Annotated in this window: 17 protein-coding genes and 3 tRNA genes; 14 read left to right on the forward strand and 6 right to left on the reverse strand. The window is 66.5% G+C overall.

Going from position 1 to position 14,630, the window contains the following annotated elements; genetic code table 11:
* Positions 1–210: 210 nt before the first annotated feature.
* From LTA6_RS03290 to LTA6_RS03310, 5 genes are all read left to right on the forward strand, one after another.
* A tRNA-Glu gene (locus tag LTA6_RS03290) sits at positions 211–283 on the forward strand.
* Between the two features lie 28 nt (positions 284–311).
* A tRNA-Asp gene (locus LTA6_RS03295) sits at positions 312–385 on the forward strand.
* 67 nt (positions 386–452) lie between these two features.
* Positions 453–525, forward strand: a tRNA-Phe gene (locus LTA6_RS03300).
* A gap of 99 nt (positions 526–624) precedes the next feature.
* Positions 625–948: a hypothetical protein gene (locus tag LTA6_RS03305; protein ID WP_341976113.1), complete on the forward strand. Its 324-nt coding sequence runs from the start codon at positions 625–627 to the stop codon at positions 946–948.
* A 39-nt stretch (positions 949–987) separates the two neighbouring features.
* Positions 988–1,152: a hypothetical protein gene (locus LTA6_RS03310; protein ID WP_341976114.1), complete on the forward strand. Its 165-nt coding sequence runs from the start codon at positions 988–990 to the stop codon at positions 1,150–1,152.
* A gap of 6 nt (positions 1,153–1,158) precedes the next feature.
* Here the strand turns inward: LTA6_RS03310 and LTA6_RS03315 are convergent, their stop codons facing one another.
* The gene (locus tag LTA6_RS03315) at positions 1,159–1,440 is read right to left on the reverse strand and encodes a hypothetical protein (RefSeq protein WP_341976117.1); all 282 of its coding nucleotides are present in this window, start codon (positions 1,438–1,440) and stop codon (positions 1,159–1,161) included.
* Positions 1,441–1,551: 111 nt separating this feature from the next.
* On the opposite strand from LTA6_RS03315, the gene LTA6_RS03320 reads away from it, so the two are divergent.
* Together LTA6_RS03320 and LTA6_RS03325 are read left to right on the forward strand one after the other, a co-directional pair.
* Positions 1,552–1,854 carry a hypothetical protein gene (locus LTA6_RS03320; protein ID WP_341976118.1) on the forward strand — a complete coding sequence of 101 codons (303 nt, stop codon included), beginning with the start codon at positions 1,552–1,554 and terminating at the stop codon, positions 1,852–1,854.
* An 85-nt stretch (positions 1,855–1,939) separates the two neighbouring features.
* Positions 1,940–2,533 (forward strand): short chain dehydrogenase, encoded by a 594-nt coding sequence (locus LTA6_RS03325; protein WP_341976120.1) that lies wholly within the window; start codon positions 1,940–1,942, stop codon positions 2,531–2,533.
* Here the strand turns inward: LTA6_RS03325 and LTA6_RS03330 are convergent, their stop codons facing one another.
* Both LTA6_RS03330 and LTA6_RS03335 read right to left on the reverse strand, forming a co-directional pair.
* Complete coding sequence (locus LTA6_RS03330; protein ID WP_341976121.1) at positions 2,534–3,235, reverse strand: DUF2071 domain-containing protein; 702 nt, start codon at positions 3,233–3,235, stop codon at positions 2,534–2,536. It abuts the gene before it with no gap.
* A complete protein-coding gene (locus LTA6_RS03335) occupies positions 3,232–3,570 on the reverse strand; it encodes a metalloregulator ArsR/SmtB family transcription factor (protein ID WP_341976122.1) in 339 nt (112 codons plus the stop codon). The genes LTA6_RS03330 and LTA6_RS03335 overlap by 4 nt, the downstream gene beginning before the upstream one ends.
* Before the next feature lie 258 nt (positions 3,571–3,828).
* On the opposite strand from LTA6_RS03335, the gene LTA6_RS03340 reads away from it, so the two are divergent.
* The 5 genes from LTA6_RS03340 (at position 3,829) to LTA6_RS03360 (ending at position 9,108) form a co-directional block, all read left to right on the forward strand.
* Complete coding sequence (locus tag LTA6_RS03340; protein WP_407358624.1) at positions 3,829–5,289, forward strand: cell division initiation protein; 1,461 nt, start codon at positions 3,829–3,831, stop codon at positions 5,287–5,289.
* A gap of 144 nt (positions 5,290–5,433) precedes the next feature.
* Complete coding sequence (locus LTA6_RS03345; protein ID WP_341976124.1) at positions 5,434–6,372, forward strand: ABC transporter ATP-binding protein; 939 nt, start codon at positions 5,434–5,436, stop codon at positions 6,370–6,372.
* A gap of 2 nt (positions 6,373–6,374) precedes the next feature.
* Complete coding sequence (locus tag LTA6_RS03350) at positions 6,375–7,217, forward strand: ABC transporter permease (RefSeq protein ID WP_341976125.1); 843 nt, start codon at positions 6,375–6,377, stop codon at positions 7,215–7,217.
* A gap of 56 nt (positions 7,218–7,273) precedes the next feature.
* Positions 7,274–8,488 (forward strand): sensor histidine kinase, encoded by a 1,215-nt coding sequence (locus LTA6_RS03355; RefSeq protein ID WP_341976126.1) that lies wholly within the window; start codon positions 7,274–7,276, stop codon positions 8,486–8,488.
* Positions 8,485–9,108 (forward strand): response regulator transcription factor, encoded by a 624-nt coding sequence (locus LTA6_RS03360; RefSeq protein WP_341976127.1) that lies wholly within the window; start codon positions 8,485–8,487, stop codon positions 9,106–9,108. Before LTA6_RS03355 ends, LTA6_RS03360 begins: the two co-directional genes overlap by 4 nt.
* A gap of 68 nt (positions 9,109–9,176) precedes the next feature.
* Here the strand turns inward: LTA6_RS03360 and LTA6_RS03365 are convergent, their stop codons facing one another.
* From LTA6_RS03365 to LTA6_RS03375, 3 genes are all read right to left on the reverse strand, one after another.
* The gene (locus LTA6_RS03365) at positions 9,177–10,295 is read right to left on the reverse strand and encodes an acyl-CoA desaturase (RefSeq protein WP_341978260.1); all 1,119 of its coding nucleotides are present in this window, start codon (positions 10,293–10,295) and stop codon (positions 9,177–9,179) included.
* A 123-nt stretch (positions 10,296–10,418) separates the two neighbouring features.
* Positions 10,419–11,558, reverse strand: a complete 1,140-nt coding sequence (locus LTA6_RS03370; RefSeq protein ID WP_341978262.1) for a low temperature requirement protein A — start codon at positions 11,556–11,558, stop codon at positions 10,419–10,421.
* Positions 11,559–11,638: 80 nt separating this feature from the next.
* Complete coding sequence (locus LTA6_RS03375; RefSeq protein WP_341976128.1) at positions 11,639–12,814, reverse strand: glycosyltransferase; 1,176 nt, start codon at positions 12,812–12,814, stop codon at positions 11,639–11,641.
* Positions 12,815–12,918: 104 nt separating this feature from the next.
* On the opposite strand from LTA6_RS03375, the gene LTA6_RS03380 reads away from it, so the two are divergent.
* Both LTA6_RS03380 and LTA6_RS03385 read left to right on the forward strand, forming a co-directional pair.
* A complete protein-coding gene (locus tag LTA6_RS03380) occupies positions 12,919–13,182 on the forward strand; it encodes a glutaredoxin domain-containing protein (protein ID WP_341976129.1) in 264 nt (87 codons plus the stop codon).
* 50 nt (positions 13,183–13,232) lie between these two features.
* Positions 13,233–14,630, forward strand: a complete 1,398-nt coding sequence (locus LTA6_RS03385; RefSeq protein WP_341976130.1) for an MFS transporter — start codon at positions 13,233–13,235, stop codon at positions 14,628–14,630.

Genomic DNA, 14,630 nt, shown 5'->3' on the forward strand with positions numbered 1-14,630 from the left:
CGGCCCCTTTCGCCGGATTCACACATGTCACACTAACAACAACAACCACATCCACACCAGGGCTGCATGTTAGAGAGTTGGCACGGTGACGGTTCCATCGTCCTCCGTTTCATGGCTCTCCGGGGGCAGGCTCGCCCTCGATTCGCGTTTTGCCTCGATCGTCGTTTATGCTTGAGCGTCGGCAAGGAGTGCTCCCCCGGGAAGCACAACGGCCCCATCGTTTAGCGGCCTAGGACGCCGCCCTTTCACGGCGGTAGCACGGGTTCGAATCCCGTTGGGGTCACTCATCCGATATAATTGAATACAAGTATGGCCCTGTAGCGCAGTTGGTTAGCGTGCCGCCCTGTCACGGCGGAGGTCGCGGGTTCAAGTCCCGTCAGGGTCGCTCCACGCGTTGAGCCTTCTTTCGAGGAGGCTCTTCGTCTAGGACGCGACAGGTTCGCCGGTCGCGCGGCTCTGTAGCTCAGTTGGTAGAGCGTTCGACTGAAAATCGAGAGGTCACGGGATCGACGCCCGTCGGAGCCACAGGGTGATCATTACAATCACCTTAGAAACCCTCGCCTAGCTTCTACATGGCGGGGGTTTTGCTTTTCCCTGGACCGGCCACAGAGAATCGAGTCACCCATGAGCGCTGACGCCCTTCTCTCCTCTCGCCGCATCGAGCTGACTCTCGTCAAGCCCTGGTTCGCGCTGTACGCCGGGGTCCGGCCGACCCTCGTCATCGAGGGGCGCGGTCAGCCGACGCAATGGGGCCTTGGCACCTGGCAGGTTCCGTCCGACCGAACAGTCACTCTGGGCGTGTTCCTCTTCAACCGCCTCTGGCGCTTCGGCGAGGCCGAATTCGCACTCGAACCCCATGACGCGCCGGCCCTCGTATATCGGGCGCCGGCCCTGCCCTTCTTGCGCGGGCGAATCCGCCTGCATTCCGATCACACCGCTGACAGCTGACGCAGCCGGTCTCAGGCTTCGCCGGTGTACCGTCTGGTCATGACGAGAACGACTTTCAAGCCCGGCGACGAGGTCTTCACAACCCGCTCTCGCGGGATCATCATCGACATCTGCGCCACGCCTTCTGGGCAGTTCATCTTCGGGGTCGAGGACGCCGACGGCGAAGTGATCTACTACACGCCCAAGGCGCTGCGGCACGTATAGGTTCACTCAGAGCAGGTCGAACATGCCGCCGAACGGGAAAGCATCGTCTCCGTCGTCGTCGGTATCGAACTGAACGGTCTCGACGGAGATCACCACTTGACTGCCCGCCGAGATGAGCACGCTCACGACACGATTGCCCATGACGGTGAAGTCGACGAATCTTCCGCCGGTACGAACGGCTTCCTCGATCAGCCCTTTGAGCTCGTCGACGTTCTGCCCCTGCGCGAGGAAGAAGCTGCCACCGTTGACGGCGACCTGGGTTCGCACCATCGTCTGCACCTCGTCCATCTGGCGAACGCTACCCCTGGAGGCTTGAGGAAGTAAGGGGGGTTGCATCTTTGACAGGCAAGTGTCAGACCCGATGAGACGGGAACGGCACGGAGGACTTACGGTTCTCTCATGGGCAGACTCAAGTACGACGGCACGTCGGATCCGATCCTCATCGAGGACGCGACGCTGGCACATCTCAAGATCATCATCGCCACGAAGCTTCGACGCCAGGAGAGCTTCATGATGACGTGGCGCCCGATCGGCCAAGGACCCGACGCTCGAGCGACCGTGTGGATCCACCCGGCTATCCCGCTGCAGTTCGGATTCGATGACGCCGAGGCCCCGCCCATCGATGCGCACCGCATCACCGAGATGATGGGTGCGCTCAATGCGACCGGAGAACTGGTCCTCGACCACTTCACCTCGCAGTGAAGCCGCCAGTCGCCCGGGCACGGAATAGGTCCGCAACGACTCCGGTTGCAGTCGAAGGCACAACGGCCACCGAGGTGAGGACCATATGAGAATTCTGCTGATCGGCGCAAGTGGACACGTCGGCGCCGCCGCGACACGCGCTCTCGAGGCCCGTCACACCGTCATCCCGGTCGGGCGCTCCACCTCACCGCGCGTGGACGTCACGGATGCCGCCTCGATCACGGCGCTGTTCGAAGCCGTCGGCGAGGTCGATGCCGTCGTCGTCGCCGCGGGGTCAGTCCCCTTCGAGCCGCTCGCGGAACTGGGACCCGACGACTACCGGAGCGCCTTCGAGGGCAAGGTCCTCTCCCAGATCGACGTCGTCCGGATCGGAACGCCCTACGTCGCCGACGGCGGTTCTTTCACGCTCACCACCGGCATCCTGGCACGCGAACCCATCGCCACCGGCGCTGCCGCCTCGATGGCGAACGGCGCCGTGGAATCGTTCGTGCTCGCCGCGGCGACGGAACTGCCCCGTGGCATCCGCGTCAACGCCGTCAGCCCCACGGTTCTCGAGGAATCCACCGGTTACCACGCTGCCTTCCCCGGATTCATCCCGGTCTCCTCCGTCGCCGTCGGCCAGGCGTTCACGAAGTCGGTCGACGGAGTGCAGACCGGTCAGGTCTTCCGACTCGACTGATCAGCCGAGCCGCGGCGCCGAAAGTGTGAGCGGCAGATTCCGCATGACGACGACGCTGTCGAACACCGCCGCACCAGGCGGCAACGCGTCGAAGAACGACGAGCGCAGGCTGCGCATTCTGGCCCCTTCCACGGACCACTCCTCGGATGCGAGCACCACCGGCTCCAGGGTCACACCGTCCTGCCGGCGCGACCACCCGATGCGTCCGGCGCGGTAGAACTCCGAGGCGTCGTCGACGGTATCGAAGAAGTCACTGCGCCATTCGCCTCCGACTTCGACGTCGGCAGCGAGGCTCTCCCCTTTCGCATCCATCGTCAGCGCATACCTGTCGCCGGACTCGTCGATCGTGAATCGCGCCTTTCGGTGCACACCGGGAAACAGGCGGCCCCCGAACAGCACGGGACTCCACGCGGAACTGTGCCGTTCGAAGATGTAGACACCGCGATGAGTCTCGCCGGCGTCGTCCCACTCGACGGCCATGCGGTGCGCGGCGTTCTCCGAGCGCAGGCCCCACCGTCCGCGAAGCCATGTCGGGCGGACGTCCTCGATTCCCAGTACGCAGACCCCGGCGAGCGCATATCCCTTGATGAGCTGCGGGCGGAACCGCGCGGGGAGGAGGCTGCGAGCCACTTCCGGGTCGAGTCGGTAACTGAGGAGGAGTCGCCGACGAAGGTGCGCCCGTACCTCTCGCAGAACAGTCATTCGATCGCCTCACCCTTCGCGGCATTCGCCGAACGTCTCTTGCGCACTTCGCGCACCACGACCTGTTCCGGGCACACGGTGGAGAGGAAGTCTCCGACCGTGAGGGCGAGGCGTCCGCTGACGAGCGAGTACAGGATGCGATTGGCGTCGCGCCGCTCGCTGATCAGTCCTGCACCTCGAAGAACGCGAAGGTGACGAGAGATGGTGGGCCCCGTCGCGTGGAACTGCGCGGCGATCTGGCCAGCGGCCAGCTCGCCGTCTTTCAAGTCCTGGAGGATCTGCCGTCGGGTCGGATGCGCCAGCGCCTCGAAGACTGTGGTCGCTTCGTCTTCCATATTTGCAATATAGCACTAGTGCGAAATAGCTTCGCCCTCCGCTTCCCGGAGCCGGACCTCGATCCAAGACTCCATCCCCGAATCACAGCACGCAAAGATAAGCTGAGTGCGCGGCGCATGTCTCTCCGGCTTCCGGAAGGGCATTGTGGCGGCGTTCCCCACGACATCCCCTTGGCCCCGCGAAATCGCTCCGCCCCTGCCGCATGATCCGGGCGGACCGAGTTCGGCGGATGCGCCACCCCAGAAAGGCCTGAGCACATGAGCGACTCCCCCGGCACCGGCGATCGCGGAGACGACTTCTTCGACCAGCTGGTTCAGAGCAACCCCCGTGAGCAGTCCGCGTTCACCGTGGGCTTCCGCGGATACGACAAGGGCGAGGTCGATACAGCGCTCTCGGGCCTGCGGCACCAGCTGCAGCAGGTCACCGCCGATCTGAACGACATCAACGAACGCCACACTTCGGAGCTCGAAGCCGTGCGCGCCGAGGAGAGCGCCGTTCGAGAAGCTCTCGAGTCGCAGATCGCCGCCGCCAAGGCCCAGGCTGCCGAGGCCGAGCAGCAGGTCAGCACGCTCACCTCCGAGCTCGTCGACGCTCCCCGCCCGGAAGGCAAGGAAGCGCCGTCGCGCCAGCAGTTCGAGGCGATCCTGCGGGTTGCCGAGGAGCAGGCCAACGTGCTCATCCAGAACGCGGCTGTGCAGGCCGACCGTCTGATGGCGGCCGCTCGTGAAGAAGTCGCCGCACAGCGCGCCGAGGCCGACGCCGACGCCACCCGGATCACCGCGCAGGCGCAGCGCGATGCCGACCAGGTGCGTCTGAAGATGGACACCGAGTACACCGCGCACGAGGCGCGGATCGAACGCGAAGCCGCGCACGCAGACGAGAAGGTCGCCCAGGCCGCTCAGGAAGCGACTGCGATCCGCACCGAGGCCGAGAAGGGTGCAGCCGCACTGCGCTCGCTGGTGACCCGCGAGACGACACAACTGCGGGCGGATGCCGAGCGCGAGGTCCGCGAGATGAACGCCCGCGTTCTCGAGTTCGAGGAGACGCTCACCCGCCGCCAGGACGACGCGCAGCAGGAGTTCCTGGTGCTGCACAACCAGGCGGTCGCGCACGCCGAGCGCATCACCACCGACGCGAACGAGCAGGTTGCCGCCTCCCTGGAGCACGCCCAGCGGATCTCCGGCAAGGCCGACGACTACGAGCGCCTGATGCGCGCGCAGGCCGCGACGATCGAGGCCGATACTCATGTGCGCGCCCGCGACACCCTCGACCGCGCTCGCGTGAAGTCGCAGAAGATCGTCGACACTGTCATGGAGCACGCCACGACCGTGCTGCGCGACGCCGAGGACCGGACCCGCCAGCTGCGCTGGCAGCAGCAGCAGTTGTCGAGCTTCATGTCCGAGGTGCGCGAGCTGATCCGCCCCGACGGCATCCTTGCCGCCGAGCCGACCACTGCCGACTCCGCGGCGGTGGCCGTCAACACCAAGAGCACCAAGAACGCCAAGGGCACCAAGAACGCGATCGATTCCGAGTCGGAGCTGGTGACCGAGGCCGAAGTGGAAGACGCCGCAGACGCCGCGCCGGAGGCGCCCGTCGGCGACGAGTCTTTCCTCGGCGATGAGGCGCTCGACGACGAACTGATCGACGACGAGTCCATCGTCGCCAACAAGATCACCATCGAGGTCGTCGAGGCCGACGAGGAGCACGCAGGACGCTGATCACCGTCCTCTCGAACTGAGGCGCGAACGGATTTCCGTTCGCGCCTCAGTCGTTTCCGATGCTCGGGGTCCACCGATCGGTGGACCCCGGAATCCGCCTCCTCACCGCTACCGCGTCGCCGCGGCTCCAGCCACGCTGGAGTCATGACAGACAACGTGATCGAGGTGCGTGACCTCCGCAAGGAGTACGGGGGCTTCACGGCTGTCGACGGCATCAGCTTCGAGATCCACCGCGGTGAGACTTTCGCGCTCCTCGGACCGAACGGCGCGGGCAAGTCCACCACGATCGAGATCCTCGAGGGCTATCGGCATCGCACCTCCGGCGACGTGCGCGTGCTCGGTGTCGACCCGCAGCGCGGCGGGCTGGACTGGAAGGCTCGCCTCGGCATCGTTCTACAGTCCACCGGAGAAGCGGGCACCTTCACGGTCCGCGAGCTGCTGACCGAGTTCGCCGGTTACTTCCCTCACCCCCGTGACGTCGACGAGGTCATCGCCGCCGTCGGGCTCGACGAGAAGCAGCGCACACGGGCGGCGAAGCTCTCCGGCGGGCAGCAGCGTCGACTCGACGTCGCGCTCGGAATCATCGGCCGCCCCGAGCTCCTCTTCCTCGACGAGCCGACGACGGGGTTCGACCCCGCGGCGCGGCGCCAGTTCTGGGATCTCATCCGCTCGCTGAAACGGGAGGGCACCAGCATCCTCCTCACCACCCACTACCTCGATGAAGCAGCGCAACTCGGCGACCGCGCGGCCGTGATCACCGGCGGCACCATCACCGCGATCGGGCGCATCGACGAGATCGGCGGACCGGACGCGCGCACCCCCGTGGTGCGCTGGATCGATCCCGCAGGCACGGCCCACAGTGAGAAGACCGTCGCACCCGGCGCACTCGTGGCCGAGCTCTACCGCCGCGACGGCGAGCCGCGAGGTCTGGAGATCGTCCGGCCGACGTTGGAAGACGTCTACCTGGAGTTGATCCGAGCATCCGCTGTTCATGACCCCGCAGAAACCGTCCACCCGCTGCGCGCCACCCCTGAGGACACGCTGGCCCCCTTCGCTCCGGTCGCGATTCTTGAGGAGTTGTGAACATGACCATCACCGCCCCCACCGCCGCATCCCCGAACTTCGGCCTGCCACGTACGATTCGCCTCGGTGCCCGCCGCATCCGCTTCGAGCTGCGCCAATACTTCCGTGCCGGCGACCAGGTCTTCTTCACGTTCCTGTTCCCGACGGTGATGTACCTCATCTTCGCGACCATCTTCACCGGCGACATCGGCGAGGGGGCGGATGCCGTGAGCATGGCGACCTACTACCTTCCCGGCCTGATCGCCGGTGGCATCCTGCTCTCCGGGGTGCAGGGGCTGTCGATCGAGATCGCCGTCGAGAAGAGCGACGGCACCCTGAAGCGCCTCGGAGGCATGCCGCTCTCACCGGTCACGTACTTCATCGGCAAGATCGGCGAGGTGTTCGTCACCGCCATCCTGCAGATCGCACTGCTGATCGCCGTCGCGGTCGTCGTCTATCGCGTCGAACTGCCCACCGCCCCGGAAGCGTGGGCTCGGTTCGCCTGGGTGTTCGTGCTCGGCCTCCTCACCTGCACCCTGCTCGGCATCGCCCTCTCCTCAGTGCCCCGGTCCGGCAAGACGTCCTCGGCGGTGGTCATCCCGATCGTGCTCCTCCTGCAGTTCATCTCCGGTGTGTACATCGCGTTCACGATGCTGCCGGAATGGCTGCAGAATGTCGCAGGGGTGTTCCCCTTGAAGTGGATCGCGCAGGGCATGCGTGCGTCGCTGCTGCCGGATTCCTTCAAAGCGGGTGAGGCGGGCGGGCAGTGGGATCTCGGGATGATCGTGATCATGCTCGGCGTGTGGCTGGTGATCGGCCTGCTGCTCAGCCGGTTCACGTTCCGTTGGATCCGCCGCGACGGATGACGGATGCCGTGCATCGCCGGAGCGCACCGGCACCGGAGGGTGGAAGAGTAGTTCCCATGAGCAGCACCATCAGGAAGGAACGCCTGGGCTGGGACATCGCCACTGCCGCCCTCTTCGCGGTGATCACGCTGCTCGCTTTCGCCATGCTGCCTGCCCGCTTCCCCGGATCGCCGTGGCTGCTATTCACCGTCGCGTGCGGCATCGTCCTGGTCTATGCCCTCGGTGCCCGTCGCTTCGTCAGCATTCGCGAGTCTCCCCTGCCGACGCCGATGACCTCCATCGTGCTGCAGGCAGCCCTCGTCATCCTGCTCGCGCTCGGAGTCTCGCTCGAACCGAACATGCTCCTGTTGCAGACTCTGGTGCTGCCTCTGATCTGGATGACCTCGCGTTCAACGCTCCAGTCCGTCATCGTGACAGTGCTGAACGCGCTCATCCTCGGCACCGCATACTCGGTCTGGGGCGGTTTCGCCCCGGAACTGGTCATCGCCGGATTCCTGACTTCCGGGCTGTCCGGCGCATTCAGTCTCGCGCTGGGACTCTGGATCACGCGGATCGCGGAGTGGGGCTCCGAACGTCAGCGGCTGCTCGCCGAGCTCACCGCCGCGCAGACCCGTCTCGAGGCGGCGAGCCACGAGGCGGGCGCGACGGCCGAACGAACACGCTTGGCGAGAGACGTGCACGACACGATCGCCCAGAGCCTGACCAGCATCGTCATGCTCGCGGAGCGCGCCCGTCACGACGGCTCGGCTGACACGGTCCTGCTCATCGAGGAGGCGGCGCGCAACGCCCTGCGTGAGGCACGCGCTCTCGTCGTCGTCGAGTCGCCGGCGACAGACCCGTCCGGTTCCCTCGCGCAGGCGCTGCATCGGCTCGGTGAGCGCTTCGGCCGGGAGACCGGCGTGCCGGTATCCGTGAAAGCCTCCGCCGAGGTCGTGCCCCGCGATGTGCAGGTCGTGCTGCTGCGGTGCGCGCAGGAAGGACTCGCGAACGTCCGCAAGCATGCGGCGGCCCACGCGGCATCCCTGACCTTGGAGATCGGCGATGAGGCGGTGCTCACGGTGAGCGATGACGGCCGCGGCATCGGCGACACGCAGATCGACGACGGCCGCGGGTTCGGGCTGTCGGGCATGCGAGACCGCGTCGCTCTCGTCGGCGGCGCGTTGCAGGTGCAGGATGCCGAAGAGTCAGGGGCCACGCTCACGGTGCGCATCCCGCTGACGCGGCTGCCGCTGTCGGGCAGTTCGACTGATGCCGCGGCGAGGACAGCATGATCCGCGTCATCGTCGCAGACGACCATCCGATCGTGCGTTCCGGCATCGTCGGCCTCCTCGCTCTCGATGACGGCCTGGAGGTCGTCGGCGAGGCATCCGACGGTCTCGAAGCCGTCGAACTCGTCCGCACTCTGCGCCCCGACGTCGTTCTCATGGACCTGCGGATGCCGCGCCTCAGCGGCGCCGAGGCCACCGCACGGATCACCGAGGAGCTTCCCGGCGTGCGGGTGCTCGTCCTGACGACCTATGAAAGCGATGACGACATCCTCGGTGCGATCGAAGCCGGCGCCAGCGGCTACCTGCTGAAGGCCGCGCCGCAGGAGGAGATCGTCGCCGGCATCCGCTCCGTGGCGGAGGGCCACACCGTTCTGGCTCCCTCGATCGCCGCGACCCTGGTGACGCGGATGCGGACCGACAGGGTTGAGCGCCCTCAGTTGAGCCCCCGCGAACTCGATGTGCTGCGCCTGGTCGCGCTGGGGCGCAGCAATCCTGAGATCGCCAGGGAACTGTTCATCGGCGAGGCCACGGTGAAGACGCACCTGTTGCACGCATTCGAGAAGCTCGAGGTGTCGGACCGCACCCGTGCGGTCACCCTCGCTCTCGAGCTCGGGCTGCTGTAGCGCCTCCCCAACGCACGAATGGCCCGATCTCCGGAGAGATCGAGCCATTCAGCGATTCGAGGAGCGGACTACGCCCGGCGCATCTGTCCGGCTGCGGGGCAGTCGAACGGGTCGCTGCCCGCGGCGAGTCCCACGCGGTTCAGGTACTCGATGACGATCTTGTACGACTGGATGACAGTCGTCTCGGTGTACGGCACGTTGTTCGCGGCGCAGTAGTCACGGACGATCTCGCGCGCCTTCGACAGATGCGGGCGCGGCATGTTCGGGAAGAGGTGGTGTTCGACCTGGTAGTTCAGGCCGCCCATCAGCCAAGTGGTGGGCCATCCACCGGAGACATTCCGGGAGGTGCGCACCTGCTTGGAGAAGAAGTCGAGTCGGGCGCTCGGATCGATGATCGGCATGCCCTTGTGGTTCGGTGCGAACGCGGCGCCCATGTATACGCCGAAGACGGCGAACTGAACTCCCATGAAGGCGAACGCCATTCCGAGCGGGAGCATCATGAACACCGGAACGAGGATGAGCACGAAGCGTGCGGCGATGATGCTGAGCTCGATCCAGCGCCCCTTGACGTTCTTGGTCGTGAACAGGTATTTCAGGCCGAGGTAATGGAGGTTCAGCCCCTCGAGGGTGAGCAGCGGGAAGAAGAACCAGCCCTGCTTGCGGGTGATCAGCTTGATCAGGCCCTTGGCCTTCGCGGCATCCTCTTCGAGGAACGAGATCGTGTCGACTTCGATGTCGGGGTCCTTGCCGACCTGGTTCGGGTTGCCGTGGTGCTTGGTGTGCTTCGAGTCCCACCAGGAGTAGCTCATGCCGATGCTGGCGATCACGATGCGGGCGAGCTTGAAGTTCGCCGGCCCCGAGGTCAGGATCTGACGGTGCGCGGCCTCGTGTCCGAGGAATGCGATCTGCGTCAGGACGATGCCGAGTCCGGCGGCGATGAGCAGCTGGAACCAGCTGTCGCCGAGCAGGATGAAGCCGGTGATCAAACCGCCGAGGGCGACGGCGATACCGGAGGCTACGGCGATGTAGAACCAGGTCGCTCGGCGCAGAAGGCCGGTCTCACGGACAACTTGCGAGACCTGCTTGAAGGCCTGAGCCATCGGCGGGATCTCGGCTGACCCGGCGTACGTCTGGCGTACGGGGCCAAGGGTGTTCGAGGTCGATTCGACCTTGGTGATGGAGATGATGCTCTCCTGCCAGTTGGGAGCCCTGGAGCTGCAGGAGCCGAAGGCGGATGCCGAAGGCTTCACCTCAGGCTACGCCCCTGCGTATGCACCACCGGGCATACGCAGGTGTGATCCTTCTGATACTCAGGGCTGAGATCCTGGCGCCTCTTCGCCCACCGGCGGCCGCAGCACGAGGATCACCACGACGACCACCAGCACGATGGCCGTGAACACCACCGGAGTCGGCAGCAACGGGTCCAGCAGCACCAGCACCGCCGCGAGCGGGATCGCCGTGTTGACGACCCGATCCGCGTTCTCGCGGATCGCGATCCACCAGATGCCGAGCAGGAACACCGCGATCGGAACGGTGACCGTGAAGGATGCCTGGACCGCATCGAGTTTTGAGTGATGCGTCAGGCGATCGATCTCGACCTCGATACCGGCGGAGAATGCCGCTGCGGCCGCGAAAACGAAGAAGTGGGTATAGCCGTAGCGGATGGAGCTTGCCAGGGTGGTGATGGCGCGGTGGTGCGGCGGCCAGAAGTAGATCCACCACAGCGAGGCGGTGACGACGAGCGCGAGCACCGCGATGGAGATGAGCGGTCCGAGCGACTCGACCTCGTCGAGGGCTTCGATGATCGCGTTGGACGAGGCCAGCAGACTCTCGCCGAGGACGATCAGCGTGAACAGGCTGTAACGCTCAGTGATGTGGTGCGGATGCCACGGCGTCTGCCCCTGGCGTTCGGCGATGACCGGCACCGCGAGCTCGAAGACCACGAACAGGAGGAAGACCGCGATCTTCGCCTCGGCGGGGACGAACAGGAATGCGACCCAGCAGAGCTGAACGATCGTGATGCCTGCCGCATAGAACAGCGTCGCCCTGCGCGCGCTGCCTGCCGAACGAGAGGCGCGCAGCCACTGCACGATCATCGCGACGCGCATCACGATGTAGGCGATGACCGGCACGGTGAAGTCGCCATGGAACGCGGCCGGGATTCCCGCCGCGAGCACGAGAACCCCACCCATCTGCACAAAGGTGAGGATGCGGTAGAGCCAGTCGTCGGTCGAGAACGAGTTCGCGAACCAGGTGAAGTTCATCCACGCCCACCAGATGGCGAAGAACATGAACCCGTACGATACGAGCCCGTTCTCGACATGTCCCGCCGACAGCTCGTGGTGCAGCTGGGCCGAAGCCGTGCTCACCGCGACGACGAACACCAGGTCGAAGAAGAGCTCGAGCGGCGTCGCCGCGCGGTGTCCCTGATGGGGGTCGCGCGGGTGCATGCGGGTCAGCCGGAAGCGCGGGGCCGTTGCGATGTCAGTCACCGGGACAGAATAATGCCTGCCCATTCACACGGTGGCGTCTACAGCTCTCCCGGCCGCATCGCCTCGGCATCGATCGCGCGGATGATCCGCTGCGTCGCGGTGTCGACCGGCGGTTCAGCCGCGGCACCGGCCGGTCGACGGCCGCGGGGCGCGTAGACGACGAGGGAGTGGAACAGGAACCGCGCGAAGAACGCGACGATGAGGGATATCCCTGTGGCGACCACGCTCGAGATGTGCCAGGACTCGACCATCAGTGCCATCAACGGGATGCGCAGCGCTGCCTCGATGCCGTTGAACGTGACGGAGGTGGCGAACCGGATGCCGAGGCCTCGGGCGCCGGTGCGCATGTCGGCGAAGACGAACCGCTCCTGCAGGATGAAGTTGCCGATGATGGTCGTCCCGGCGCCGATGATCGCGGCCCAGATGTAGTCCATACCGGCCGTGGTGAGCAGCCACATGATGCCGAGGTTCACGATCGCCCCGACGAGACCGATCAGGGCGAACAGCGACATCTTTCCGAAGCGCAGGCGGGTGAGGTGGGCGACGAACGTCATCCCCTGACGCAGACTCGCCTTGGACGTTCCGTGCCGGCGCTCGCCGAACTCCATCGGGATCTCGGCGGTCCGCAGGTCGGAGCGGGCCAGGATCTCGAGCAGGATCTTGAAGCCCTGCGGACGCAGAGCGGGGAGATCGACGCGGCTGCGGTCGACGAGGAAGAACCCCGTCATCGGGTCGGTGCTCCGGGCCAGTCGCAGCGGGAACATCGCCTTCGTCAGCCAGGTCGCCGCCCGCGAAACCCCGAAGCGCAGCGCCGTGCCGAGTCCGCCGGAGTCCCCGCCGCCGACGTAGCGCGAGGCGCCGACGACATCGGCGTCGCCCTGCGCGTGTCGCGCCAGTAACTGAGGCAGCAGTTCCGGCGGATGCTGCAGGTCGCCGTCCATCACGATGCAGATGTCGGATGCCGCCGCGGCCAGCCCCACGGCGACCGCGCCGCCGAGCCCACCGGTGTTCTCCGCGCGATGGATGACGCGCACCGACAGGGGCGCGTCTGCGGCGACGCGCTCGACCTCGGCCGTGGTGCCATCGGCGCTGTCGTCGACGAAGAGGATCTCGGCATCCCACCCGCGCAACGCCGTCGCCGTGCGCTCGACGAGCTCGGCCACGTTGTCACGCTCGTTGAAGGTCGGCACGATGACCGTGACCGCTGTCTTCACGTGCACCCTTCCCGTCGGATGATATTCGGCTCCATCGTTCCATGTCTGGCCGCGCCGTGCTTTCTCTCAGCGCTTGCTCTGCTGAACGGCCCTACCCTTGATACATGACTTCTCCTGCTTCTGACACCATCACGATGTTCGGCGCCGAGTGGTGCGGCGACTGCCGCCGCACCAAGAAGCAGCTCGACGGACTGGGAATCGAGTACACGTACGTCGATCTCGCCGCTGACCCTGCTGCCGCAGACATCGCGAAGGACATCTCCGGTCGCATGAACATCCCGGTCGTCGTCTACCCGGACTCCTCGCACCACGTCGAGCCGTCGAACGCCGACGTCGAAGCGAAACTGCGCGAACTCGCGCTGATCTGAGGCCCGCGCCGCGACGTCGCCTGTGACATGCGCGCCGATACACTGGCGCGATGAGCTCAGACGCTCGACCGGAGCGCGCATCCGTCCGCCTCTCTCCCCGCACGATCGTGCTGTACGCGGTCGGCTCGCTGGGCACCGGAGGCTACGCCACCCTGCCGGGGCTGGTGCTGACGTACTTCCTCACCGACAACCTCGGTGTCGCCGCTCTCGCCGCGGGACTCATCGTGACCGCCGCGAAGATCTGGGACGTCATCATCGACCCCCTCATCGGCGCGGCATCCGATCGCCAGCTGGCGCGCACCGGCTCGCGCCGCGGATTCATGATGACCGGCGCGCTCACACTCCCGCTGTTCTTCGCGCTCACCTTCGCCGTCCCGCCGTCGTGGGGTCCGGCAGCCGGCGCGACCTGCGTGCTGCTGGCATTCCTCGCGACGGCGACGGCGTTCAGCCTCTTCCAGGTGCCGTACGTCGCGCTTCCCGCCGAACTGACCGGCAGCTACGACGAACGCAGCCGGCTGCTCGGCTGGCGCGTGGTCGTGCTCACCGCGGCGATCCTGATGTTCGGAGCGGGCGGCCCTGCCCTGCGCAGGGCGGGATCTGATCCGGTCGCGGGCTATCTCTTGATGGGTGTCGTCGCCGGCGTGGTCATCGGGGCGGGAATGTTCATCGCCGCACGCACCGCGGTCGCCGGCGCGAAGGGCGCTTCTCGTACTGCGGCTCCCCCGGCCGGAATCCGCGAGCAGTATCTCGCCGGGTTCCGCGCGCTGGGACGCAGCATCCCGTTCCGCGCGCTGCTCGGCACGTTCTTGCTGCAGGCGCTCGCCACCGGCACGATGCTCGCCGGCGCACAATACGTTGCGACCTGGGTGCTGCGATCCGAGGACGCCGTGACCTTCGTGTTCATCGCCCTGGTCGGGCCGGCGCTGCTCGCTGCGCCCGGATGGACGACCTTCGCCCGACGCCTCGGCAAAGAGCGGGCCTTCATGATCGCCAGCGTGCTGTTCACACTGGCCGCGGCATCCACCACCGCCGCCGTCTGGGCGCCCGGACCGTGGATCTATGCCTCGGTGGCGGTCGCGGGAGTCGCCTATGCGGGGCTGCAGGCCCTGCCGATGGCGATGCTCCCCGATGTGATCTCGCACGACGAACGCACGCACGGTGCAGGCCAGGCCGGCACGTTCACCGGCGTCTGGACGGCCGGCGAGACGGTCGGCTTCGCTCTCGGCGCGTCTGCGGTCTCGCTCACGCTGGCCGCGACCGGCTACGTCTCCACCGTCGCCGGGGCCTCGGTGGAGCAGCCGGATGCCGCGATCACGGGCATCGTGCTCAGCTTCAGCATCCTTCCCGCCGTGTTGATGGCGGCGAGCCTGCTGACGCTGCGGGGATACCGGCTGCGCCGCGCGGACATCGACGAGGCTCCCGCTCGCATCCGCGATCCGCACGCATAA

The sequence above is a fragment of the Microbacterium sp. LTA6 genome, assembly GCF_045690355.1.
Classification (GTDB): domain Bacteria; phylum Actinomycetota; class Actinomycetes; order Actinomycetales; family Microbacteriaceae; genus Microbacterium.